This window comes from Lacipirellula sp., from assembly GCF_965279485.1.
GTDB lineage: Bacteria > Planctomycetota > Planctomycetia > Pirellulales > Lacipirellulaceae > Lacipirellula.
On sequence record NZ_CBDIIC010000002.1, the window covers coordinates 406,325 to 431,709 of the forward strand.

At 63.5% G+C, this 25,385-nt stretch carries 17 protein-coding genes; 8 read left to right on the forward strand and 9 right to left on the reverse strand.

Annotated elements, in window-relative coordinates:
* Positions 1–33: 33 nt before the first annotated feature.
* The gene (locus ACQY7R_RS09135) at positions 34–1,269 is read right to left on the reverse strand and encodes a Glu/Leu/Phe/Val family dehydrogenase (RefSeq protein ID WP_428305296.1); all 1,236 of its coding nucleotides are present in this window, start codon (positions 1,267–1,269) and stop codon (positions 34–36) included.
* A 297-nt stretch (positions 1,270–1,566) separates the two neighbouring features.
* On the opposite strand from ACQY7R_RS09135, the gene ACQY7R_RS09140 reads away from it, so the two are divergent.
* Together ACQY7R_RS09140 and ACQY7R_RS09145 are read left to right on the forward strand one after the other, a co-directional pair.
* Positions 1,567–3,276: a hypothetical protein gene (locus ACQY7R_RS09140; RefSeq protein WP_428305297.1), complete on the forward strand. Its 1,710-nt coding sequence runs from the start codon at positions 1,567–1,569 to the stop codon at positions 3,274–3,276.
* 66 nt (positions 3,277–3,342) lie between these two features.
* Positions 3,343–5,601, forward strand: a complete 2,259-nt coding sequence (locus ACQY7R_RS09145; protein ID WP_428305298.1) for a hypothetical protein — start codon at positions 3,343–3,345, stop codon at positions 5,599–5,601.
* A gap of 136 nt (positions 5,602–5,737) precedes the next feature.
* On the opposite strand, the gene ACQY7R_RS09150 is transcribed toward ACQY7R_RS09145, so the two are convergent.
* From ACQY7R_RS09150 to ACQY7R_RS09185, 8 genes are all read right to left on the reverse strand, one after another.
* Positions 5,738–6,562, reverse strand: coding sequence for an arylamine N-acetyltransferase family protein (locus ACQY7R_RS09150; protein ID WP_428305299.1), 825 nt, complete (start codon positions 6,560–6,562; stop codon positions 5,738–5,740).
* Positions 6,563–6,670: 108 nt separating this feature from the next.
* Positions 6,671–7,675: a 3-deoxy-7-phosphoheptulonate synthase gene (gene aroF / locus ACQY7R_RS09155; protein ID WP_428305300.1), complete on the reverse strand. Its 1,005-nt coding sequence runs from the start codon at positions 7,673–7,675 to the stop codon at positions 6,671–6,673.
* A 476-nt stretch (positions 7,676–8,151) separates the two neighbouring features.
* Positions 8,152–8,658 (reverse strand): DUF1648 domain-containing protein, encoded by a 507-nt coding sequence (locus tag ACQY7R_RS09160; protein ID WP_428305301.1) that lies wholly within the window; start codon positions 8,656–8,658, stop codon positions 8,152–8,154.
* Positions 8,659–8,774: 116 nt separating this feature from the next.
* Positions 8,775–9,200, reverse strand: a complete 426-nt coding sequence (locus tag ACQY7R_RS09165; RefSeq protein WP_428305302.1) for a hypothetical protein — start codon at positions 9,198–9,200, stop codon at positions 8,775–8,777.
* A 705-nt stretch (positions 9,201–9,905) separates the two neighbouring features.
* Positions 9,906–10,463, reverse strand: coding sequence for a hypothetical protein (locus ACQY7R_RS09170; protein ID WP_428305303.1), 558 nt, complete (start codon positions 10,461–10,463; stop codon positions 9,906–9,908).
* Between the two features lie 146 nt (positions 10,464–10,609).
* The gene (locus ACQY7R_RS09175; protein ID WP_428305304.1) at positions 10,610–11,023 is read right to left on the reverse strand and encodes an SgcJ/EcaC family oxidoreductase; all 414 of its coding nucleotides are present in this window, start codon (positions 11,021–11,023) and stop codon (positions 10,610–10,612) included.
* Positions 11,024–11,259: 236 nt separating this feature from the next.
* On the reverse strand, positions 11,260–12,267 hold the full coding sequence (locus ACQY7R_RS09180) for an acyl-CoA desaturase (RefSeq protein WP_428305305.1): 1,008 nt from the start codon (positions 12,265–12,267) through the stop codon (positions 11,260–11,262).
* 343 nt (positions 12,268–12,610) lie between these two features.
* On the reverse strand, positions 12,611–15,130 hold the full coding sequence (locus ACQY7R_RS09185) for a ComEC/Rec2 family competence protein (protein WP_428305306.1): 2,520 nt from the start codon (positions 15,128–15,130) through the stop codon (positions 12,611–12,613).
* A gap of 208 nt (positions 15,131–15,338) precedes the next feature.
* Here ACQY7R_RS09185 and ACQY7R_RS09190 point away from each other — a divergent pair, with 208 nt between their 5' ends.
* The 6 genes from ACQY7R_RS09190 to mutL all read left to right on the forward strand — a co-directional run bounded on the left by ACQY7R_RS09190 (position 15,339) and on the right by mutL (position 25,321).
* Positions 15,339–17,558: a S9 family peptidase gene (locus tag ACQY7R_RS09190; RefSeq protein WP_428305307.1), complete on the forward strand. Its 2,220-nt coding sequence runs from the start codon at positions 15,339–15,341 to the stop codon at positions 17,556–17,558.
* Positions 17,559–18,341: 783 nt separating this feature from the next.
* A complete protein-coding gene (gene rpsO / locus ACQY7R_RS09195) occupies positions 18,342–18,611 on the forward strand; it encodes a 30S ribosomal protein S15 (RefSeq protein WP_152099716.1) in 270 nt (89 codons plus the stop codon).
* Between the two features lie 292 nt (positions 18,612–18,903).
* A complete protein-coding gene (locus ACQY7R_RS09200) occupies positions 18,904–21,015 on the forward strand; it encodes a polyribonucleotide nucleotidyltransferase (RefSeq protein WP_428305308.1) in 2,112 nt (703 codons plus the stop codon).
* A gap of 85 nt (positions 21,016–21,100) precedes the next feature.
* Complete coding sequence (locus ACQY7R_RS09205; protein ID WP_428305309.1) at positions 21,101–21,832, forward strand: two-component system sensor histidine kinase NtrB; 732 nt, start codon at positions 21,101–21,103, stop codon at positions 21,830–21,832.
* Positions 21,833–21,881: 49 nt separating this feature from the next.
* Positions 21,882–23,279, forward strand: a complete 1,398-nt coding sequence (locus tag ACQY7R_RS09210) for a sigma-54-dependent transcriptional regulator (protein WP_428305310.1) — start codon at positions 21,882–21,884, stop codon at positions 23,277–23,279.
* Between the two features lie 98 nt (positions 23,280–23,377).
* Positions 23,378–25,321: a DNA mismatch repair endonuclease MutL gene (gene mutL, locus ACQY7R_RS09215; RefSeq protein ID WP_428305311.1), complete on the forward strand. Its 1,944-nt coding sequence runs from the start codon at positions 23,378–23,380 to the stop codon at positions 25,319–25,321.
* Positions 25,322–25,385: the final 64 nt, after the last annotated feature.

Here is a 25,385-nt window from a genome sequence, read left to right on the forward strand (position 1 = left end):
AGCCGCGGCTACCGCGGGTCGCGGCTACAGCGGCTACGCGACGCCGATGAGAGCGGTCGCCTTCGCGACGCGTTCGATGCCAACCATAAACGCCGCGGTCCGCAGACTCACCTTACGCTCACGGGACAGATTCCACACCGATTCGAACGCCTGCGACATCACTCGTTCGAGTTCCTGCCGCACGCGGTCGAGATTCCAGTGGTAGAACTGGCGGTTTTGCGCCCATTCGAAGTAGCTAACCGTCACGCCGCCGGCATTGGCGAGGATGTCGGGGAGGAGCAGCGTTCCCTTTTTCGCGAGAATTTCGTCCGCTTCGGGACGGACCGGTTCGTTGGCTGCTTCGATGATGATCGGCGCCTTGATGCGGTCGACGTTCGATTCGTTGATCACGCCGCCGAGCGCCGCGGGAATCAGCACGTCGACGTCGAGTTCCAGCAACTGATCGCCCGGAATTTTTTCAGCTTCTTTGTAGCCGGCCAGCGAATTCTTGTTCTGGTTCGAATAGCGAATGGCGCTCATCACGTCGAGCCCTTCCGCACGGTAGTAGGCGCCGCTCACATCGCTGACGGCGACGACTTTGCACTCAGCGTCGGCGAGGTACTTCGCCGCATGCGAACCGACGTTGCCGAAGCCTTGAATCGCGACACGCGATTGTTGCGGCTTGCGGCCAAGTCGGCCTAACACTTTCAGCGTGAGAATGCCCACGCCACGGCCGGTCGCTTCTTCACGACCGGGGATGCCGTAATACTCAACCGGCTTACCGGTGACGACGCCAGGATTAAAACCGTGGTACTTGTTGTACTGGCTCATGATCCACGCCATCGTCTCGGCGTCGGTTCCCATGTCGGGCGCCGGGATGTCGATGTCGGGACCGATGACGTCGTGAATCTGGTCGATGAACTTGCGAGTGATTCGCTCCTTCTCGGTGCGGCTCAGCGTCCGCGGGTCGACCGCGATGCCTCCCTTTGCGCCGCCGTAGGGAATGTTCACCACCGCGGTCTTCAGCGTCATCAGCGCCGCGAGGCTGCGAATTTCATCGAGATCGACCTGCGGGTGATAGCGAAAGCCCCCCTTCATTGGGCCGCGGGCGTTGTTGTGCTGAACGCGGTAGCCGACGTAGGTGGCGACCTCGCCCTTGTCGGTCTCGAAGGAGACCTGCACCTGGATTTCGCGGCGGGGAATGATCAGCCGCCGCCGCATGCTCTCTTTGAGCTCCAACTGATCGGCCGCGCGGCTGAAATAGAACTGGGCCGCCTCAGAAGATTTCATTGTAAGTCCCGGTTGCGGTGCCTGGGTGGTGGGAACGTCGCCTGGGTGGATAATAAAGCGATTGCCGCGAGCGGGCAACGCAGCTAGCTCGGTACGTTGCTGGCCGGCCAACTCGTAGCCGCCGGTCAACGACCGGCCGGAGCGGAACTCGGACGAGGTAAATCCAACGATCACCGCTCCGGCGGCTCGTTGAGCCGCGGCTACTCAAGTTGCCACGGCTGCGTTGCAGCTACTCAACTTTACGTTATTTAACATTACGAACGGGCGGCCGCGACTGTTCTGCCGCCGCGAACCGATATGCCGCCAGACGATCCGAACCACCTCGACGACATCCCCCGCAGTAGCCTGCGGCCCCGTCGCCCCCAACCCGATCGCCGCTGGCTCTGGATCGCGAGCAGCGTCATTTCGGCCGTTGTAGCGGTCGCCTTCATCGCCTACCTGCTCATCAATTCCTTCAGCGCAAACGATCCCCCTCTGCAACCAAGCGAGCCGGGGCGTCCCGCCCCCGGCGCTACAATTCCGAAAGCCTCCCCCGCCACGCCCCCCGCGAACGAAATTCCGCCCGCAGACGCAGCCCCTCCCGCCGCAGAACTCGTCGACGATCCCACCGGCCAACTCCTCTGGGGCGAGCCAACGAGCGGCCCGCCGATCTCGCTCGCCTATGTCCCCGCCGGCACGCAATGCCTTCTCTACTTCCGCCCCGCCGACATCGCGCGCCACGCCGAGGGCGACCGACTCCGCGCCGCGCTCGGCCCGTGGGGGCAGGGCGCCGTCGCGGAACTTGAGTCGCTGCTCGGCGGCGAATTGAGTGAAGTCGCCGCGCTGCTCGTCGCCGTGACCGTGAGCGACGACAACAAACTGGAAACGACGCTGCGCGTGGAGTTCGCGGAGCCGTTCGATAGCGCGGCACTTACTGAGCGCACGGCGAAAGCAACCAGTTCGCAAATTGAAGGCGTCGCCATTCGCACGGAGAGCGGTCGCGCCTACTTCCTTGCGAACGAACCGACGCCGGCGCTGATCATCACCCCCGCCGCGCTCGCTGAGGACCTCGTCGAATCCGCCGGCGAAGCGCCGCCGCTCGTCCGCGACATCGAAGCCCTCGTGGCGCACTCCGACGCAGAGCATGCCGCCACGCTCATCGTCGCGCCAAAATTCCTGCAAGCCAGCGGCAACGACTTGCTCACCGCCGAAGCGGCGCCGCTCCACGATGTGATCCAGCGGCTGCTCGGCAACGAAGCCACCGCCGTCATGCTAAGCGCCGACTTGCGAGACGATTTGTTCCTCGAACTCCGCGCGACGCCGACGCTCAACGTGCCGGCGATCCGCCTCGCCGCGAAAATGCGCGAGCGGATCGCCGCGGCGCCACAGGAAGTGGAGGACGCACTCGCCGCAGCGACGTGGCATCCCTATGGTCGCAAGGTAATCGCGCGGCTCCCCGGCATGTTGCGGATTCTCGCCCGCTACGCTCGCAGCGGCGTCGACGATCGGCAAGCCGTCGTCAATGCGTATCTGCCGGCGAGGGCAGGACACAATCTGCTCACCGCCGGCGAGTTGCTGCTCACGCTGCCGCACGGCGGCGACGCAGCGATCGCGAGCGCCGCAGCGGGAGCGAAGACGCCGACATCTACGGCCGAAAAACTCGCCGCAAAAACTTCGCTCAGCTTCACCAAGGAATCGCTCGAGCAAGCCGTCGCACTGCTCGCCGAAGACACGGGGCTCGAAATCACCATCGCCGGCAGCGATCTGCAACTCGACGGCATCACGAAGAACCAGTCGCTGGGGCTCGATCTGCGCGACCGGCCGGCCAGCGAAATCTTGCTCGAAATCCTCCTCCGGGCGAATCCCGACCGCCAGGCCACCGGCCCCGCCGACCCGCGGCAGAAGCTGGTCTACGTTATCGAACCGACGACAACAGGCGCTGCGGAACGGATTATCGTCACGACGCGAACTGCCGCCGAAAAACGTGGCGATCGGCTGCCCGCAGCATTTCTTCCCCAGACCCGCTAACTGGGCACGGTTCGGGTACAATAAAAACCTGAGGGGAACTGGGAACAGAGTCGTTCGAGAGCACGCGTGGATCCATTCAAAGTCACCTGCGTCAGTTGCCGTGCCGTGCTAACGGTGCGCAAGGAGTCGATGATCGGCCAGATCATCGCCTGCCCGCGCTGCAACATGATGGTGCAGGTGATGGCTCCGGCGGGGTATGTGCCGTCGGCGCCTGCCGCCGCCGCGCCGACTGTCGCCGCTCATACGGCCGACGCGCCAACAGCGACGACGCCTGCAGCGAAGCCCGCTGCTCGCCCCGCGAAGACTGCCGCCGCTGCAGTGGCCGTGGCGACGACGGTGTTCGATGCGAGCGATGCGCTCGCCGACATTCCCGCCGCGACGCCTGCAGTGCAAACGGCGCCGCCTACGACATCGACCGTGGTGGTGTCGAACTTCGACGACGCCGTCGATGCGTTTAGCGATCCGCCGAGCACTGTCGCCACTGGTTCTATCGCAGAGAGCGCCGCGAGCATCCCCTCCGCCAGCGCTGCGGCCCCTCCGCCAGCGCCGACGACGCTCCCTCCCGCCCCATCGTTGTGGAGCCGCATCAAGTTCCCGGCAATGGTTGCCGGCGGCGGACTTGCAGGCGCCGCCGTGATGATCGGCGCGCTGTCGCTGATCCTGGGAGGCGACGACGATCCAACGCTGCCGCTCGCTCCGCCTGCGCCTGCGCCAGTCGCCACAACTCAACCGAACGGCATCCCCGCGAATCCGACGACGATCGCTGCGACCGAACCAGCGCCGCCCGCCGATCCAATTGCGCTCGAGTCTGCCCCCGCAATCGACGAGCAGCAACCGGCCGCTCAACCCGCGGCCGCAGCGCAAACCGAAGTCGCGCTCGCCGACGATCCCTTCGCGGAGACGCCCGCCGCGCCGGCCGACAATCAACTCGCCGCCAACGTGCCGGCCACTCCCGCCCCGACCGAGTCGACGGAGCCCGCCGCAGCTGCTGCCGACGACCCCGCAACGGCCGAGCCGGAAGCCGAGAAAGAAAAGGACGAGCCGCGGCTGCGGATCGATCCGCTCGACATCGATCCCGAGGGGCTCAGCCTCTCGACGCTCCGCAGCGGCCCGCCGAAAAACCCGATCGAGGAGAGCCAACTCCCTGAACAAGAGTCGGCCGCCCTCAGCGTTAACTCGGAAGCCCCCGCCGGCGCCGATCAACCTGCCGCCGAAGCACCGCCCGCCCCAGACGCCGTGCGCCGCGATCAGCAGGCGGGCGCCCCCACCGCCGAAAGTGTCGCCACGCTACTCGAGCGAAAAACGCCGCGGCTCAAGGTCAACAACATACCACTCTGCCGACTGCTCGATCTGTCGGTGCAAATGAGCGGCATTCCGATCAGCGTGGCGCCCGAGCAACTCCAACTCGCCGCCGTCTCTGCTGGACAGCCGGCGACCGCCGCCGTCGAAGACGCGACGATTCTCGACTTTCTCACCGCCGCGTTGAAGCCGCTGCGTCTGCAGCCGGTGGTGGTGAACGATCAGATTGTCCTCATTCGCGGCGGCAACAACCCACGCCGCGACGTGACGTACGCCGTCGACGACCTCGCCGGCGACGAGCCAGCAATCGCGCGGCTTGCTGAGAATATTCAAAAGCTGGTGGCGCCCGACACGTGGCAAGCCGCCGGCGGAACCGGAACGCTCGCCATCGACGGCAAGCAGCTAAAAGTCTCGGCGGGCGAAGCGGTGCAGTACGACGTTCTGCTGCTGCTCGAACGAAGCCGCGCGGCCCTCGAAAAACCGCACCGCAGCAAGTACCCCGCCGCGCTCATCGGCGGCGTCGCGCCGGCGGTGGCGTTGCAAGAACGACTCGGCGCCCCCGCGACGTTCACCTTCTCGCAATACACGCCGCTGCGCGAAATCTTCCGCCACTGGCAAGAAGAGATGCAAGTCGCCGTGCTCGTCGATTGGCCGGCACTCGCCGACGTGCGGCTCTGGCCGAACACGCGGATCGCCTGTAGTTCTAGCGGCACGCCCTGGGAACCGGCCCTCGACAAGGTGCTCGAACCGCTCGGCCTCGCCTGGCGACCGGTCGACAAGCGGACGATCGAAATCACATCGCTCGACAAAGCTGCCGCGGAGCCGATGATCGCGGTCTATCGTTTGTCGGCCGAGCAACTCGCGACGGTTGAGGAGCTTGAGCAGCACCTCAAGACGTTCGCCGAATCGGCCGGCGTCAATGCGCCGGGAGTCGCGAATATCGTCGATGGCGAGCATACATTGCTACTCGCCAGACAGCCGGCGCTCATCCACCGCGAAATCGCCGCGTGGCTGGCGAACCACTAGTTCGCCCGCAGCTCGCCTCCTCCTAGCCCCGGGCTCCGCCCGGGGGTCGGTCACCATCTCGGTACGCGTGGCCTTGCGATGCGCAACCCCCGGGCGGAGCCCGGGGCTAGTGGTGCGCTCCGCGTAGCGAGCGAGATCAGTAACTCGGCGAGTTCGCCAACCGCTCGAGCAACGTGTCCAGTTCCGCCCCTTCCGGCAACTTGATCTGCATCAACTCCCGCAGAGCCGCGCGTACTTCCTCCGCCGTCCGCAGCGTCCGCCGCTCCGTGTTGCCGCCGAGATGGTGAATCGCCAGCTCATTGTTCCGCAGTGCATACCGCACGCCCGGCGCCGGTCGCGACGCCATGAGATGATTCACGAACAGCGACTCGGGATACGTCGACACATACCAATTGCCGACCTCGTAATCCGACGGCGCCTGCGGGTCGAGCGTGAAGCGGTAGAGCGGAACCCACCCGCCGCGAATGCTCGCCTGCATGAGGTAATCGTTCTCCCAACGGATCATGCGGAACGGTTCGTGCGGCGTCGACTGCTCGACATCGACCGCCAGCCGCAACGGCCCCGTTTGCACCATGCCTCCGAACCCGACGTCGGCAAGATACGACTCGTCGCCGACGTCAACGCGGATCAGCATGTGCGTCCGCGGCGGAAACGCATGCGGATCGCCCATGTAGACAACGCGGCCCGCCAGTCGCGTGAGCCGAAAGCCAACCGCTTCGAGCACCGCGCTAAACAATCCATTCTGCTCGAAGCAGTACCCGCCGCGCTGCTCCTCGACGAGCTTCCGCTGGATCGAATCAAGATCAATCCGCACCGGCCGACGCAGCAGCGAGTCGAGATTCTCAAACGGAATCGACTCGGCATGCCGCCGGTGCAGCTCCTGCAGCGTTTCCAGCGTCGGCGTCCACTCGCCGGCGTAGCCGATGCGCTGGAAGTAAGCGTCGAGATTGACATGAGACATGTGGCGTCCTCGTCTAGCCCCCGGCTCCGCCGGGGGGTCGGCTTCCATCTCGTTAGGCGTCGTCCTGCGATGTGCTACCCCCTGGCGGAGCCAGGGGCTAACAACTCGCTACCCCAACTTCCGATCCATCGCCTCGGCAATCCGCCCGCACTGCTTCATCATCTCGGCGAACTGATCGAAGTTCATCGACTGGTAGCCATCGCTCATCGCCTTGTCGGGGTTCGGGTGAACCTCGACGATGATCCCGTCGGCGCCCGCCGCAATCGCCGCCCGCGACATCGCGGTCACCAGGTGCGTGTGGCCGGTGCCGTGGCTGGGGTCGATCACGATCGGCAGATGCGTCTTCGCTTGCACGTAAGGCACCGAGGCCAGCGGCAGCGTGAATCGCGTGTGCGTCTCGAACGTGCGGATGCCGCGTTCGCAAAGCATGACGTTCGGGTTGCCGGCGTCGAGAATGTACTCCGCGGCCAGCAACCATTCGTCGACCGTCGCGCTCGGGCCGCGCTTCAGCAGCACCGGCCGCGGCGACTTGCCGGCCGCTTCAAGCAACCGGTAGTTCTGCATGTTGCGGGCGCCAATCTGCAGCACGTCGGCGTACTTCGAAACAAGATCGACGTCTTCGCTGGCGACGACTTCCGTCACGACGGCCAGCCCCGTCACGTCGCGGGCCGCGGCCATCAGCTTGAGGCCCTCTTCCTTCATCCCCTGGAAGCTGTACGGACTGGTGCGCGGCTTGAACGCCCCGCCGCGAAGGGCCGTCGCGCCTGCCGCCTTCACCGCCTTCGCCGAAGCGATGATCTGCTCCTCGCTCTCGACCGAACAAGGCCCGGCCATGACGCCGATGTTGACGCCGCCGACCTTCATGCCGAGGGCCTGCACCACGGTCGGCTCCGACTTCAGCTCCCGGCTGGCAAGCTTGTAAGGCGCCAGAATCGGCAGCACCTCATCGACCCCCGGCCCGCTTTCCAGCGACCCGATGCCGGCAATCCGCTCATCGCCGACAACGGCGATCACAGTCCGCTCCGAACCACGAATAACGTTGGGCTTCAACCCTTTAGATTCCACATGAGCAATCATGGCATTGATATCCGCTTCACTGGCTGAACGTTTCATCACAACAATCATCGGGATGAGCTCCAATACATGGGTTTGGTTCCTTGAGTTTGGACGGCGCCTTGAATCAATCAGCACCCGTCATTCCGAGGTACTCCGAGGAATCCGCTCGTTTAGCTAGGTGAGCGGACCCCTCGGAGTACCTCGGGGTGACAAAGGGCAAATAAATTCAGTGCAAAAACGAAAAAAGCCCCGGGCGTCCTAGGGCGCCCGGGGCTTCGGTTGGTTTGGTGCTTAGCGATGATTCGTCTATGCACAACCTCCGGCCACGACGCCCGTTCTAAAAAAGAACGCGTCGGTAAAGCTAAACCAGAAGTAGTACAGATACGTGGTCATCACGGTTGTATTGTCGGCAGAAGGTCCGGTTCTAGCAAGAGATTTTTTGCCGCGATTTTTTCAACTCGCGTCGAGCAACCAGTGTTGCGAACGATGCAGTAACGATGACAGCACCGAAAACTCGCGTGAATTCGCCGCTCTCAATTCCCCGCCGGCACGCGGGAAAACCGCCGATAGAGCAGAAAGAGCATGGCCCCAGTCGCGGCCAAAAACGCTCCCAGCAGCCACCAGACGGCGCTCGACAGCACGGCCGGTTGCGACTCGTTCGCCGCGACCGTGAGCAGATGAATCGCCAAAAACAACAGCGACGTCAGCCCCGCCATGACGAAGCCGAAACGCTCGACCGCCCCGATTGTCGCTTCGCGACGCTGGGGCGCAAGCCAGTACTCGCGGTGGGGAAGATTGACCAGATTCGTCGGCGTGATGCGGATGATGGCAGCCGTCCCCGCCATCATCAGCGTGACCGCCGTCAGAATGACGATCAACGTCCAGACGTAGGAATCGCGCGAAGCCCAGCCGTTCGCGACGCCGTCCACGCCAAAATGCGAGGCGACGCGCAGCGGCAACTGCTGATAGGTGGCAGCCATCACGGCGAGAAACGCGCCATACCCGCCGACGGCGAACATTAGAGGAAGGAATTTTTCCATGATTAGTCACTTCGTTGACGAAACAGCTTTAGCAATCAAGTAGGTGATTCGTTACGCGACGCATCATATTGGGAACAATTGGCGGCCGCATTACCGGCGTCCCGCCTGCAGCATCCTCAATCCTTTTGCACCATCATCTTTTCAACCTCGGCTTGCGTGCGCCACCGCATTTGGGCGAATGGGTCGCTAGCCATGAATCGCTTCAAGAGTTCATCATCAGAGCCATCGAGGTGAATGTCGCTCTCGTGGCAGAACATCACTGCGAGCCGTTTTTCGGGGACTTCGAAATAAAAGTCAGACTGTCCCGGAACGATGATTCGCTGATCGATTGAATCTTCGATCAAGTACTGCAGTCGGTCCGTGTGGTCGTCCATCCGCTGCCAAGCCAAGCTGGGGTGAATCTTGGCGGCCCAGCCGTACATTGCCACGACCTTGTGCGCGCCGAGAAGAGCCGTCAAGACGCCAGGCAAAGCCAACAGCGCAGAGTACATCTGCTCATTTAGCAGATAGTCTGTGCTGAACTTCGAACCACTGTTCGCCATCACTTCGCCCGCCTTCTCGGAAACGTCGGTAACCTGCCGATAATGGGCGAGACCAAACGCATACTATTAGTTGCGTAAATATATGACTTCTAAGCATCCGTCGACCGACGGCTCGCGATCCCGCTGCCACGGCGGTGGCCCACGAAGTATGCGGGAACGAATCGCCCCTGTATGCATATAGTAAGTTATCGGATCGGGAACGCTTACCAGAAGCGCGACGGCGAACGCACTCAAAAACAGTACCAGCAGTGGGACTAAATTAGCCATAAAGCATCCCTGACGAATAAACCAGCATGTTAAGCGTTTTATACCGCAACGCGGTTACACATCGCAGCCCAGGGTTGGTCGCGCCAGCGGCCTACCCTGGGTAAGCAACCTTTCACCCGCCCCCTACGCTGAAAGCGTTACACAATGCGACTCAACGGCAGATTGTGTAACGCTTTCAGCGTAGATGATCGTCCTAGCCCTCGCATCCCCAGGGTGGTTCGCTAACGCGAACTACCCTGGGCTACGATGTGCAACGCCTTCGGCGTAACTCTTCTCTGACTCTAAATCAAATCAGCAGGCGCCGTGTACCTGGCCTGACGCGGCTGTTAAATGAGACTACTGGCGGAAGCCAGCTTTACTCACGCCGACATGGCCGCGTCGGAGTGCCGTCGAGGCCATGCAACCTACAGTCGCCAGCAGCGCACGATCTCAATAGCCCTACGTCCACCCAAACTTCAACAACTCGCGCCCGCACTGCGGACAAGGCGTTCGCAACTTCGCGAGATCGACGCTGGCGATATGGCAGATCGGACAGTAAACGCCGTCGTCGGGCAGCGAGATCGATTCTCTAATCGCCGACATCACTAGCGCCGCGCGGTACACCTCGTCGGCGTCGGCGCCGCGCGCGGGCAACCCGGCCGATTCAGGATTGGGAATCCTCGCATTGAGCGGCGTCGTGGCGATCCACTCGTCCTTCTCAAGATTCCGATTGTCGTCGATGTTCTCTGTGATATCGAGCTGACTGAACGCGATCTCCTCCGCTGGCATCGTCTCGATCTTCCGCAGCCGCAGCGTTAGCGCACCAGCCTTCGCGCACTCCGCCCGCGTCCGCGGCTCCGCGTGCACGACCGACCAATCGGACTCGCCCAGACGCAGCGACGTCCTGATCTCAAACGTTTCGGGAAGATTAGCAGCCTCCATCCCGGCCGAGGCGAACGCCCCGCCGGTGGCGTCGTCGACGAACGTTACCTCGACTTTGTGATTAAACAAATTCATCAACGACCATCCCCCAGCCACGCAAAAAAACAAAGTCGCTCGTCGGCGAGCCAGCGCCGTCGCAAATTTTAGCCGCCGCGCACGAGTACCGCAAAGAACGCCTGCAACACAGTCGCCGCGCTAACGACCGCCGCAGAGCTGCGCATTCACCCGCGCAAGATCGCCTCGCCGGTCCTCGGGTTGGTGAGGGTCACGTTTTCCAGCGCGCGAATGCGCCACGTTTCGCCCTGTTTTATCAGCACGGCAAGGATCAGCGTATCGACCTGATGCGGCCCAGCCGGGTGAGCGACGCCCGCCGTGAGGCGACTCCAGAAATGTACGACCGCCGCTCCGTCAGCAATGTAGGCGACGTCGAGCAACTCGTTCGCAAGCGTCGAGTCGCGATAGATCGTTTCATGGATCGGAGCGTGTAGCGCCACGATCGCATCGCTGCCCCGGACGAAGTGCCCGAAACGATTCACGAACGTCGCGTCGTCAGTAAAGAGGCTGCCAAGCACGGCCATGTCGTGAGCATTCCAAGCCGCTTGAAATGCACCGGGGGCGTCTTCTGGTCGATTCATGTTGGTCGGAGTTTGTGGCGCAGGTTACGCACGATCTCAATCGGGGGCGGCGCGGCCGCAGGTAGTGGCGGAAACGAATCTGAATCTCGGCGGCTGTCGAACGCAAGATGGATCCGCTTGTTGCTCCGACACGCCAGTTTGAGCCCCAGCGCCACCAGTTCATAAAAAAAGCGAGGCGCCCATTCGGACGCCTCGCTCGTTGATCTTTTTCAAATCCTGCGGAAACGCTCGCCGCTTTACGCCCGAGCTTTCGGGATATCCCGCACCCGCACCACGTCCCACGCCAGGCCGACCTTTTCCATCATCCAGATCGACCAGTAGGTGACGTCGACTTCCCACCAGCGATGGCCCTGACGAGCGACGCGTTGGTAGGCGTGGTGGTTGTTGTGCCAACCTTCGCCGAAGGCGAGGATGCCGACCCACCACAGGTTGCGGCTGTTGTCGGTCGTTTCGTAGTTGCGGTAGCCCCACAGGTGAGTCGCCGAGTTCACGAACCAGGTGACGTGCAGGACGTAAACCATCCGCATGCCGAGGCCCCAGAAGACCATCGACCAGCCGGCCCAGTTGGAACCAAGGCCCCAGCTTTCGGGACCGAAGTAGCCCATCACGTACAGGCCAATGGCGCAGGCAAGGTGCGACGGCAGGAAGAGGTAATGGAGTGCGACCATCACCTTGTCCTTCATCATGTCGGGGGCGTAGCGATTGAGAACTTCCGCGTGCCACTTGCGGCCGAAGTTCGGCATGAACCAGAACGCATGGCTCCACCACGCGCCATCGGTCGGCGAGTGGGGGTCGCCTTCGTGATCGCTGAAGGCGTGGTGCTTCCGGTGATTGGCGACCCAAGTGAGCGCCGAGCCTTCGCCCGACAGGCCGCCGAGGAAGGCGAGCAACCAGCGGACGGGGCGATAGGTTTGAAAGCTCTTGTGCGTCAGCAACCGGTGGTAGCCCATGCAAACGCCGAAGCTGCCGGTGATGAACGCCAGGACGACGCAGGTGATAAACGCCGGCCAGCTGAAGAAGAACAGCGCGGCGACGGCCATCACATGGACCATGCCGATCCAAGAAACGATCGGCCAATTGAAGCCGAATTCCTTGAAGGGGCGCCGAGCGCGAATGTAAGAGGAAACCATTTTCAGCAGCGCGGCGTTGCTCATCGCCTCGCTGACGTCGATCGCCGTGCCGTTAGGGTCGACTGGCTCGCGCTTCGAGCGTTTGTGTAAACCCTTGGGGGTGACCGTGGACATCGGCTGTGATTCCTTTCGTATCGTGAATCAGGTGAGTTCGGCGCGACGCCAAGTCACCGATGGTCGAGGTGTAAAGCGGGCGATGCGGGCGGGACGAATTGGAAATTGGCTGGGAACGAAGTCAGCGCTCGCCGAAGTTTTTCACGCCGCCATGGATTGCGCGATTGAGCGCGACGGCGCGCCCATTTTGGGCACGGCTGAACTACCTAATTTCGATTCCCTCCACAGATTCCGACTCCGTAAAGATAGGGAATTGCTCGCAACGACGCTAGAGCGTGACAGAGATCTTGTTGCGACAGCGTCTCAATTACAGTTCACTAGCAACATGTTGCAGGGCGGGAACTTACTGCGAGCGGTGGGTCGAGACGTCGAGTGCGGCTTGCCGCCGGACGATGCAACTGATGGCGCCATCCACGGCCGTGCGGCGCACGACGCCCCCTGCATGCTGATACGACTGCTGCGACAGCATGGTTCGGTCGCGCTCGCCGCCGCTGAAGATCACCCACTCGGGGGTGCACCACGCCGCGAAGCCGGGCGGGTCGCTCAGCGGGCTACCGTGGTGGGGCGCCAGCAAAATGTCGCAGTCCAGCGCCGGGTCGGCGATCACCTGCTCAATGCCGGGCGACTCGAGATCGCCCGGCAGCAAAATGCGGCGGCCGTCGAATTCGATCGCCAGCAGCAAGCTGTTCGCATTGTCGCGAGCCATCAGCCCCTCGCGCGGGGGATGGTGAACTTCAATCGTCACGTCGGCGTCGGCGGTCCGTAGGCGGTCGCCCATCCACACTTCACGGAGCGGAATCCCGGCGGCAACGAGGCAATCTCGCAGATAATTCGGCGCCGTGAGATCGCCGCCGGTGGCGACCGGGTCGAACATCATCGGCGAAATGTAAACGACGTCGATCGGAAAGCGTTCAAGCAACCCCGGCAGCGCGTTGTAGTGATCGATGTCGGCATGTGACAGGACGATGGCATCAATCCGGTTGATGCCGCGCGACCACAGGAAGGCGGCGATCGACTTGGTCGCTGCCTCAGGCGAACCGAGACTCCCCGCGTCGTACAGCACCGTCTGCCCACTCGGCAGTTCGAGCACAGTGCAAGTGCCGTGACCCATCGCGAGGAACGTGCACCGCAGCGTGTCGGGCGCCACGCGGCCGAAGCCAATCGCCGCGTACCCGATGGCGACCCACACGAGCGCGGCGGAAGTTTGCACCGGCCACCGCGGCCGCCAGCAGGGCAGAGCGATCCACAACCCAGCGACGCCGTAAAACACGAGCGACCACCACCCCGGAAAACCCGCCGTGTAGAAAAAACTGCCGGGAATCTCGGCGGCAAATTGCACGAGCCACTCCGCCAGGTGCAGCGAGGTTCCGCACACCCACCCGAGCCCCCACGCCACCGGCGGCACGAACCAGCCGATCGTCACCACGCCCAGCCCCGCCCCAAGGGCGACCGCAATGAGCGGCCCCGCCAGCGGCGTTAGCAGAATCCCCGCCGGCGTCACGATGTGAAAGTGATACGCCACCAGCGGCGCCATTGCGACGCCGACCACCAGCGACGACACGATCATCGCGACGACCGCTTGCCCCGCACGCCGCACCACTCGCCGCGGCCAGGAGTAGTACGAGACGATCATCCGCCGCAACGGATCGCGCGGCTCGCCCCGCCACTCCCAGCGCGAGAGGACAAACAAAATCGCCACGGCCAGAAAACTAAACTGCGTCCCCGCCCGGAACAGCTCGGACGGGTTGAGCGCGAGCACCGCGAGCGCCGCCAACCCCAGGATGTTCCCCAGCGACGGCGTTCGCCCGCTCACCAGTGCGATGACGGTCATCACCGTGAGGATCGTCGCCCGCGTCACTGACGGCTGCAACCCGACGACGAGCGCGTAAATCGCCACGGTGGCGAGCATCACCCCCAGCCGCGCCGCATTGCCGAGCGGCACGCCTTGCACGATCCACCACACCATCCCGGCCAGCAGCGCTACGTGGGCGCCCGACACGACGAGCAGGTGAATCGCCCCCGTGTTCAGAAACGCATCCTTGGTCGATTCGCTCAACCGCTCCTGATCGCCGAGCAGCGTCGCGAGCACCAGCGGAGCGTCGCGCGTCGGCACATTTGCCGTGAGTTGCTGCTCGCACCAATCGCGCACCGCAGCCAGCGGCGCATCGCGGCCGACCCGCGGAGCAGCGCTCGTCACCGTGACGCAGCGGGGATGTTCGCAGTAAAGTTCGCTGTTTCGCCGGAAGCGGCGTTCGTGCGCCGCCCAGTCGTACTCGCCCGGGTTGAGCGGCGGCGCCGGCCGCGCGAGCTGCGCGAACACGACGACGCGATCGCCCGTGCCAACGCCACGCAATTCGCCCGCCACCCGCAACCGCGTCAGCCCGCCCGCCGTCCGCCAACCGACGCCGTCGCGAATCTGCTCGACTTCGAGCGTCGTCTCGCTGATCAGCGGCGCCGGCATCGCCCGCAACGGACTGCGATCACCCGGCGGCGAAACTTTGACTCTGTCGGCGAGTACGCCCACCACACATGCCGGAGCCGATTCCTCCCGCGCGAACCGGCCAAGATCGCCGGCAGGGAACTCGTTCCAACAAGCATGGTGCCAAGCCCCGCCGATCCACCCGGCCGCGACGAGTAGCGCCGCCGCTGCCGCACGGTCGCCCCCGCGGCGACCCGCGCAAACGGCACAAACAAGCGCGATCACCGCGCCAATCCACCAGACGCCGAACAAACTCGCCTCGAGCCGCGAATGGAGTGCATGATCGGCCGCCACGCCGAGCCCGCCCGCGACGGCCAGCCACGCCAACGGACGATAAGGCGTCCGCGGCGACGGCGATTCGGCTGTCGCGTCGAGTGATTCCAACCGCTTTTCAACACCACTAAAAGCCACCTGCTAACTTGGCGTCAGTCTACTCGAAGCGCGCCTGCGATGCGAAATCTCGTTCGTGGGTTGCTGACCGCCCCGCTTGGCGGAACAATACGGGCGCACTGATCCCCATATCCAGCAAGGCTTTAGCATCGGAGGCGCGAGTTTGATGGGTCTCTTTCACAAATCAAGTCTGAACCGAGCCATGAGCATTCAGGCTCTTCTGGCGTCAATCGCTTTAGCGATCACCGCAGGCTGCAGCCCCCCGCCGCGCGTCGAGGAATCGAAGGCGGCCGCCGACGAAGCCGCGACGCCAGCGGCCCCCGCCGAAGGCGAAAAGGCCGCGGAAGCGACTCCAGCGGCGACCACCAACGACGCCCCGGCCGATCAGGGCGCCTCAGCCAAGGAGCAAAAGTTGATCCCCCGTAGCGTCTTGTTTGGCAATCCGCAGAAGGCCTCCGCTCGCATTAGCCCCAACGGCAAGTGGATGAGCTACCTCGCCCCTGTCGACGGCATTCTCAACGTCTTCGTCGCCCCGATCGACGATATGTCGGCCGCCAAGCAAGTGACCGACGACAAGACTCGCGACATCCGCGGCTACAGCTGGGCCTACACCGGCGAACACATCCTCTACACGCAGGACAAGGGCGGCGACGAAGATTGGCATCTCTACGCCACCGACGTTGCCACCGGCAAAACGACCGACCTCACGCCGCTCGACAACATCCACGCCACCATCGAAGGCGTGAGCGAAAAGTTCCCCGACGAAATCCTCGTCGGCCTGAACGATCGCAATCCACAGTTGCACGACATCTACCGCGTCAACCTGAAGACCGGCGACCGCAAGCTGATCCAGGAAAACCCCGGCTACGCCGCGTTCATCACCGACGACGACTACAACGTTCGCTTCGCCTTCACCTACACGGCCGACGGCGGCAACGAAGTCCTCGAACCGGCCGAAGGCGACGCCGGCAAGCCGGGCGACAAGGGCATTACCGACTGGGTCACCTTCATGAAGGTCGGCCCCGAGGACGCGATGTCGACCTCGCCCGCCGGCTTCAACAAAGACGGCACGGTGCTCTACCTGCTCGATAGCCGCGACCGCAACACGAGCGCCCTCTTCTCGATCGATCTCAAGACCGACGAAAAGAAGCTGATCGCCGAGAACCCTAAGGCCGACATCGGCGAAGTCCTTGTCCACCCGACCGAAAAGACGATCCAAGCGGTCGCCTTCACCTACGAAAAGACCGAGTGGGACATCCTCGACGAGTCGATCAAGAAAGATCTCGACTACCTAAAGACGGTCGAAGACGGCGAAGTGATCGTCACTAGCCGCACGCTCGACGACAAGCAATGGACCGTCGCGTTCATGCTCGACGACGGGCCGGTGAAGTTCTATCGCTACGATCGCGGCGAGGGGAAGGCCCACTTCCTGTTCAACAGCCGTGATGATCTCGAAGGCTACCCGCTCGTGAAGATGCACCCGGTGCTGATTCCGACGCGCGACGGAAAAGAGCTAGTTTCGTACCTTACGTTGCCGGCCGGCAGCGACCCTGACGGCGACGGCGTGCCGAACAAGCCGGTGCCGCTAGTGCTCAACGTCCACGGCGGCCCGTGGGCCCGCGATGCGTGGGGCTTCGATCCCGAGCATCAATGGCTTGCCGATCGTGGCTACGCCGTGCTTGCCGTGAATTACCGCGGCTCGACCGGCTTCGGCAAGTCGTTCGTCAACGCGGCGAACGGCGAGTGGGCCGGCAAAATGCACGACGACCTGATCGACGCCGTTAACTGGGCCGTTGAGAAGGGAATCGCCCAAAAGGACAAAGTCGCCATCATGGGCGGCAGCTACGGCGGCTACGCAACCCTGGTTGGCCTGACGTACACCCCCGACGTCTTCGCCGCCGGCGTCGATATCGTCGGCCCGTCGAGCCTGGTCACGCTGCTCGAAAACATCCCGCCTTATTGGGCCTCCTTCATGCCCGTGATGAAGATCCGCGTCGGCGACGTCGACACGGAGGAAGGCAAGGCGGAGTTGCTCAAGCGGTCGCCGATGACCAAGGTCGACCAGATCAAGAAGCCGCTCCTCATCGGCCAAGGCGCCAACGACCCGCGCGTCACGCAGCTCGAAGCCGATCAAATCGTCAAGTCGATGGAGGAAAAGAAGATTCCGGTCACCTACGTCCTCTATCCCGACGAAGGCCACGGCTTCGCCCGCGAGCCGAACCGTAAGTCGTTCAACGCCGTCACCGAAGCGTTCCTCGCGGAACACCTCGGCGGCAAGTACGAACCGGTCGGCAAAGACTTCGAGGGGGCGTCAATCCACGTCCCGAGCGGAGCGGCGCAAGTGCCGGGGCTCGACAAGGAGCTAAAGGCCGATCGGAAGCAAATGCCGCCGAAGCCCGAGGCGAAGGAAACGGAGAAGTAGAGTCGCGTCCGAAGGGGTCGGGGGCCTTTGGCCACTGGCGACTCGCTTCTGAATTGACGACTACCAGTGGCAAAAGGCCCCCGACCCCGTCAATCTCACCATGCCGCAGCGGCCCTCTCGAACCTTTCGAGAGGGCCGTTTTTCGTTGGCGGCCGCGACCCCAAGTGGCCGAAAATAGGGGTTCGGCAGGTAAGCGAATCACCGCTAGGATGAAGGGAAGCGGCTTGGAGAAAAAGCCCTTCAATCCCGTCGGTAAACGGCCAAGCGTTAACCGTAAGGAAGCCCCAGAGGGACCTCGCAACAATAGCCCAGCACTTCCAGTGCGGGGTAAAGGAAACGTTGCAGGATCGCTAGGCCCAGGGGGGCGACTGATGAGGCATTCGAAACTGACGTGTCGCCCAAAGCTCCACGGAAGACGCGACGCGACAACACCTAAACAATTACCTGAAAACAACTTGCGATTAATGTCGCCAAAAACGCGAAACGCGACACAAAGCGACAACTAGCCAGCCGCCAGGCCGCCGCAGCCAAGTAAAATTCGTCCCAACTCCCCGCTGCAGGTGCGGTTGCGTTCCCAGCAAGCATCTGTACATTAGTGGGAATCGTTACCAGTTTTTATCACAGTGTCTTGTTGTAGGAAGAGTTGTAGCAGTCTCGCCAGCATGAGTTTTGTGCTCGCGTCGCCGGAGGCGTCGCGAGAGGGGTCGCCTCCCGTCACCGGGGCAGCTGCGACCAACTCGGCCCAGGCCAGCGCTAGAGCGACAGAACACGCGGAAAGAACAGATGTCAGTCACGAAAGAACGCAAGAGCGAGTTGATCCAGGATTTTGGCCGTACGGGAAGCGACACCGGGTCGCCGGAGGTTCAGATTTCGATCCTGACCACCCGCATTGCGGAAATGACGACCCATCTGCAGCTTCACAAGAAAGACTTCGCCAGCCGTCGCGGCTTGCTCGGCATGGTCAGCCGGCGTCGTCGTCTGCTCGATTACGTGAAGCGGACCAATCCGCAAAAGTATCTCGATCTGTTGCAGCGTCTGGATATCCGCAAGTAACGCCTTCGCCGAACCAGTGAGCATCGCCCCCGGCAAGCTCGCCGGTCGGCCTCGCGAACTTCTCTGCGAACGCTCCCGCTGCGGGGGGCTCCGAGTCGGTACGTCGCCAACTTTGCGTGGCGCCGCGTCCCCTGCCGTCTCTATTCGGCCGCGCCGCTCATCATCGCGCTCAAGGCGCGGGTATGCTTGCGTGTTCGCGTCTCGCCCGCCGGCTGCCTGAGATTCTCAGGCCCTCGACGGGAAACGGCGCATCTGCGAACGACTCGCAACGACAAAAGTAGGAACCAAGAAATTGAAGCGTATCAAAGTTGAAAAGCAGATCGGTCAGTACACCTTTTCGATCGAAACGGGCGCCCTCGCTAAGCAAGCCGCCGGCGCCGTCACCGTTCAATATGGGGACACCGTCGTCCTCGTCGCCGCCGCGACCGACAAGCCTCGTCCCGGCATCGACTTCTTCCCGCTCACCTGCGACTACCGCGAGCGCGTCGCCGCCGCCGGTAAGTTCCCGGGCGGGTTCATCAAGCGCGAAGGTCGCCCCACGACCAAGGAAACCCTCACCGCCCGGTTGATGGATCGTCCGATCCGTCCGCTGTTCCCGGAAGGGTTCAACGACGAAGTTCAGATTCAAGCCTTCGTGATGTCGAGCGACCGTCAAACCGACGGCGACGTCCTCGCGATGAACGGCGCCGCCGCGGCCCTCGGCATTTCCGAACTGCCGTTCGAAGGCCCGCTCGGCTCGGTCCGCCTCGGCATCATTGACGGCAAGTTCGTGCCGTTCCCGACGCAAGACGAACTCGAGGCCAGCACGCTCGACCTGATCATCTCCGGCACCAAAGACGCCGTGCTGATGATCGAAGGCTTCGGCCGCGAGCTTCCCGAAGAGGAAATGACCCAAGCGATCATCGTCGCTCACGGGTACGTCAAGGAACTCTGCGACCTGCAGCAAGAGCTGATCGACAAGATCGGCAAGCCGAAGAAGGCCTTCAGCCTACCGGCTAACGATGGCTGCTACGAAGCCCTCACTAGCGGCTTCTACGATCAAGCTCGTAAGGCGAAGCAAACGCCCGGCAAGCATGATCGCGCCGACGCGATGAAGGTCGTCAAGGAACAAGCCAAGGCCGCGCTCATTCCCGACGCGAACTCCCCCTACAGCGACGTCTCGTTCTCGAAGGCGTGGCACGACCTCGAAGCGAAGATCGTCCGTGATCTGATCCTCGACGGCACCCGCGCCGACGGCCGCGATTACAAGTCGCTCCGCGCGATCGAGTGCGAAGTCGATCTGCTCCCCCGCGTCCATGGTTCGGCCATGTTCCAACGCGGCGAAACGCAGGCTCTGATCACGATCACCCTCGGCACCGGCCGCGACGAGCAACGGGTCGACGGTCTGTTCGACGAGTTCTCGAAGCGGTTCATGCTCGATTACAACTTCCCGTCGTTCTCGGTCGGCGAATGCCGCCCGATTCGCGGCCCAGGTCGTCGTGAAATCGGCCACGGCGCCCTCGCCGAGCGGAGCGTCAATCCGATTCTCCCCGACCACGATGCGTTCCCCTACACGATCCGCGTGATCTCCGACATCCTCGAGTCGAACGGCTCGAGCTCGATGGCTTCGGTCTGCGGCGCCACCCTCGGCCTGATGGCTGCGGGCGTCCCGATCACGAACCCGGTCGCCGGCATCTCGGTCGGCCTGGTGAAGGATGGAGACAAGTGGGTCCTACTCACCGACATCATCGGCGACGAAGATCACTACGGCGACATGGACTTCAAGATCGCCGGCACGCAAAACGGCATCACGGGCATCCAGCTTGACCTGAAGATCAACGGCATCAGCGAAGAAATCATCCGTGCGACGCTCGCCCAGTCCCGCGAAGCTCGGATTGAAATCCTCCGCAGCATGCTGTCGGCGATTCCTCGGCCCCGCGCCGGCGTCGCCGAGTCGGCCCCGCGTCTGTTCCGCACGCAGATCAGCCCCGACAAGATCGGTCTGCTCATCGGCCCCGGCGGCAAGACGATCCGCGGCATTCAAGAAGATACGGGCGTCACGATCGACGTCGAAGAAGACGGCACGGTCACGATTGCCGGTAGCGACGAAGCGACCGCCAAGGCAGGCTTGGCTCGCGTCGAAGCCCTCACGGCCAGTGTCCAAGTCGGCCGCATCTACGACGGCGTCGTCACCAGCGTTAAGGACTTCGGCGCCTTCGTCGAAATCCTGCCGGGCCGCGACGGCCTCTGCCATATCAGCGAACTGGCCGACGGTTACGTCGCGTCGGTCGGCGACGTCTGCAAGGTCGGCGATCACATGAAGGTGAAGGTGATCGCGGTCGACGAGCAAGATCGCGTCAAGCTGAGCCGCAAGGTCGCCATGCGTGAGCTGGCCGAGTCGGAAACCGAGACCGTCGAAGCCTAAGCTTCGCCGACTCTCTACAGTTGATGAAAAACACCTGCGGGGTCCCATTCATTGGGACCCCGCAGCTTTGCGCTGATCAATCGCCATGACGACGCCACTCTCCACCGATGACGCCTACGAGCGGCTCATCGCCCAGTACGCCGAAATGGCGCAACTGGCCGGGGCGCTGGCCCACGAGATCAAGAACCCGCTCTCGACGATCCGGCTCAACATGGAGCTGCTCGCCGAGGATCTCGCCGAGGCGCAAACGCCCGCCCAACGCCGCGCCGCGAAGCGGATCGACGTGATGCAGCGTGAATGCCAACGGCTGCAAGATCTGCTCGACGACTTCCTGAACTTCGCGAAGATCCGCCGACTGCATCGCCAGCCGACCGACCTGAACGCCGAGATCAACGAGACGCTCGACTTCTTCACCCCCGAGGCCGAGGCGGCCCACGTCGAGATCGTCCGTTACCTCGACCCCGATCTGCCGCGGGTGATGCTCGACGCCGAGTCGTTCCGCAGCGCGCTGATCAACCTGCTACTCAACGCGAAGCAAGCAATGCCGAAAGGGGGGCAGTTGGTCGTCCGCACAACGTCGGCCGGGGACTACGTCACGCTCCACCTAATCGACACCGGCGTCGGCATCGACGACAACACGGCCGCCCACATGTTCGAGGCGTTTTACTCGACGAAACCAGGCGGCTCGGGCCTCGGCCTGCCGACAACGCTCAAGATCATCGAAGCCCACGGCGGCCGCGTGAACGTCCAAAGCCAAGTCGGCCGCGGCACGCAGTTCACGATCGAACTCCCAGCGCCGCCGCGATTGAGCGGTTAATGCTCCTTCCCCTTTTTCACCGGCGGCAGCCCCCGTATCATCGTTAGCTATGTCGACTCCCACCGCCGCTAAAGCTGGTCCGCCGATTAAGGTGCTCGTCGTCGACGACGAGGCGGCGCACGCCGAGGCGGTCGCCGACAGCCTGGCGCGGGTCGGGTACGACTGCACCGTCGCTACGAGCGGCGCCGAGGGGATGGCGATGCTCGCCCGCGACGCCTTTGAGGTCGTCGTCACCGATCTACGGATGAAAGACTCGACCGGCCTTGAGCTCCTCGCCAAGTCGAAGGAGCTCCTCCCCGACGCCGAAGTGATTCTCGTCACCGGCCACGGCTCAGTGCAGTCAGCCGTCGAGGCGATGCAGCAGGGAGCCTTCAATTACCTGCTAAAGCCGCTCGATTTGAAGCAGCTCCGCTCGGTGGTCGACAGCGCCTCGCGGACGCAGCATCTGCGGCGGGCGAACGCCGAGCTCAATCGCCGGCTCGACGAGAAGTTCGGCTTCGAAGGAGTCATCGGCAACAGCCCGCAAATGCACGACGTGGTGACCCGCCTGCAGCGGATCGCCCCGACCGACGCCACGGTGCTCATCCAAGGCGAGACGGGCACCGGCAAAGAACTCGTCGCTCAGGCGATCCACCAGAACAGCCCGCGGAAGAACCGGCCGTTCGTCGCGCTCAACTGCGCCGCCCTCAGCGAGAACATCCTCGAAAGCGAGCTCTTCGGCCACATCCGCGGAGCGTTTACCGACGCCAGCGCCGACCGCGTCGGCAAGTTTGAGTACGCCAGCGGCGGGACGCTGTTCCTCGACGAAGTCGGCGATATGCCCCTGCCGACGCAAATCAAACTGCTGCGGGTCCTTGAAAGCGGCGAGATCACTCGCGTCGGCTCAAACGAACCGGTCAAAGTCAACGTGCGGATCCTCTCGGCGACCAACCGCGACCTTGAGGAAGCGATCAAAAGCGGCACCTTTCGCGAAGATCTCTACCACCGGCTGAAGGTCCTCACGGTCCGCCTGCCGCGGCTGAGCGAACGCTCGCAAGACATTCCGCTGCTGATCGAGCACTTCATCCAGTTCCACAGCGCGCGGCATCACAAGAAGATCAAAAGCATGACGACCGCCGCGCGGCGGCGACTGATGGCGTTCAACTGGCCCGGCAACGTCCGGCAGCTGAAGAACGCGATTGAGAGCATGGTGGTGGTCGACTTCGACGAAGTGCTCGACGTCGATGATTTGCCGCCGGAACTACTCACGCCGGGCGAACAACCCGAACCGGTCGGCGCCAGCGCTGGCCTCGGCGAACTCGTCGGCCGGCCAATGGCGGAAATCGAGGGGCTGTTCATCGCCGAGACGCTCAAGTCGACCGGCGGCAACCGCGAAGAAGCGGCCGAGATGCTCGGCATCGGCGAGCGAACGCTCTATCGGAAGATTAAAGAGTTTGGATTGAATTAAGGAAGCAGGTCAGTTGTCCGTGGTCCGTTGTCAGTTGCAAAAAGGCTGGTGACATCCCCAGCAACTGACGACGGACCACTGACCACGGACGAAATCCAATGCCCACCATTCGCCAACTACCGCCGAGCGTCGTCAACAAGATCGCTGCGGGCGAGGTAATCGAGCGGCCGGCGAGCGTGGTCAAGGAGCTAGTCGAGAACTCGCTCGACGCCGGCTCGCGGCGGGTCGACGTCACGGTGGAGCAGGGGGGGACCGAGCTGATCCGCGTCGTCGACGACGGCTGCGGCGTGGCGCCCGAGCAACTCGAACTCGCCCTCGCCAGCCACGCGACGAGCAAGATCATCGACGCCGACGACTTGTTCCGCGTCGCCACGCTCGGCTTCCGCGGCGAAGCACTCGCCTCGATCGCCGCAGTGAGCCGACTGACGTTTCGCAGCCGCCCGGTCGATGCACCGCTCGCCACGGAGCTCGAAGTCGTGGGTGGCGCCGCCGAACCGCTCCGCCCGACCGGCGGTCCCTGCGGCACGACCGTCGAGGTTCGCAACCTCTTCTTCAACACGCCCGTGCGGCAGAAGTTCTTGCGCACGACGCAAACCGAGATGGGCCATCTCACCGAGGCGCTCACGCGGCTCGCGCTCGCCCATCCGCACGTTCACTTCACACTCAACCATGGCGGCCGGCTCATCCACGACCTGCCGCCGGGCGACGCACGGCAACGGATCGCGGCGCTGTTGGGGCAAGATCTGGCCGATAGTTTGATCTCAATCGAAAGCGCCGAAGACGACATCTCGCTGCAAGGCTTTGTCGCGAACCCGACCCACAGTCGGCCGAACAACCGCCTCCAGTACCTGTTCCTCAACGGCCGCTTCATTCGCGACCGCTCGCTGCAGCACGCCCTCGGCGAGGCGTACCGCGGCCTACTGCTGACAGGCCGCTTCCCTGTCTGCTTTCTCCATCTGCAGATGCCGGCGGCGGCGGTCGACGTCAACGTCCATCCGACGAAGCTCGAAGTTCGCTTCCAAGACGGCGGCCGCGTTTACAGTCAGTTGCTCGGCACGCTGCGGACGAAGTTCCTCTCGACCGATCTCATTGCCCGCGCCTCGAACCCGCCGAGCGGCAGCGCAGCCGACGATGAAATCATGGCGTCGACCCCGTCCGCGTCGCAAGGCTTATGGGACTGGGCAAAGCGGCAACTTGGCCCCGCCACTGGCGACGGGCAGGTCCCCGAGTTCGTCCCCTTCGCCGATCGCGACCAGCGCAGCGCACTGCAACTCCATCGCGTCGCGCCGCTGCCGTTTGGCGGGCGCTCGCCGGCGCCGCACGCTTCCTTATCTCCGCTGGCGGCTGACGAAGCCAACCGGAACCTCGCAGACGATGCAGCGGCGAGCGACGGCAATCCTTTCCGCGCCGAGTACGCCCGCTCCGCCACCGAACGTTTCGACGAACCCCACGCCGGCATCGAGTCGCTCCGCGCTCCGCGAGCCTTACAGATCCACAACCGTTACCTCGTCGCCGAGACCGAAGAAGGACTCGAGGTAATCGACCAACACGCCCTCCACGAGCGGATCCTTTACGAAGCCTTACGGGAGCGGGTCCTCGCCGGCGCCGTCGAGAGCCAACGCTTGCTCGTCCCCGAGCCGGTCGACCTCGCCGCCAGCGAAGCGGCCGCTGCCGTCGAGAATCGCGAGGTGCTTGCGAAGCTCGGCATGGAGGTCGAGGGCTTCGGCGGCGAGACGGTCCTCGTCTCCTCCTACCCGGCGATGCTCGCGAACCTCGCCCCGGCCGAGGTCCTCCGCACCTTGGTGGAGCAAATTCTGGCCGGCGGAAAAACGCCCGATTCCCGCGATGTGCTCGACGAACTCCTGCACATGATCTCCTGCAAGGCGGCCGTCAAATACGGCGATCGCCTCACCCCGCAGGAAATCGAAACCCTGCTGGAGCAGCGGGGGCTCGCCCAGGACCACCATCATTGCCCGCACGGCCGGCCCACCGCCCTGATTTTCACCCGCGAACAGCTCGACCGGCAGTTCAAGCGGATTTGATCGATCGGGCCGATTGGTTCACAATGGACCGGCTATGGCCCGCCCCCGAGGGTCAAGCATCCTT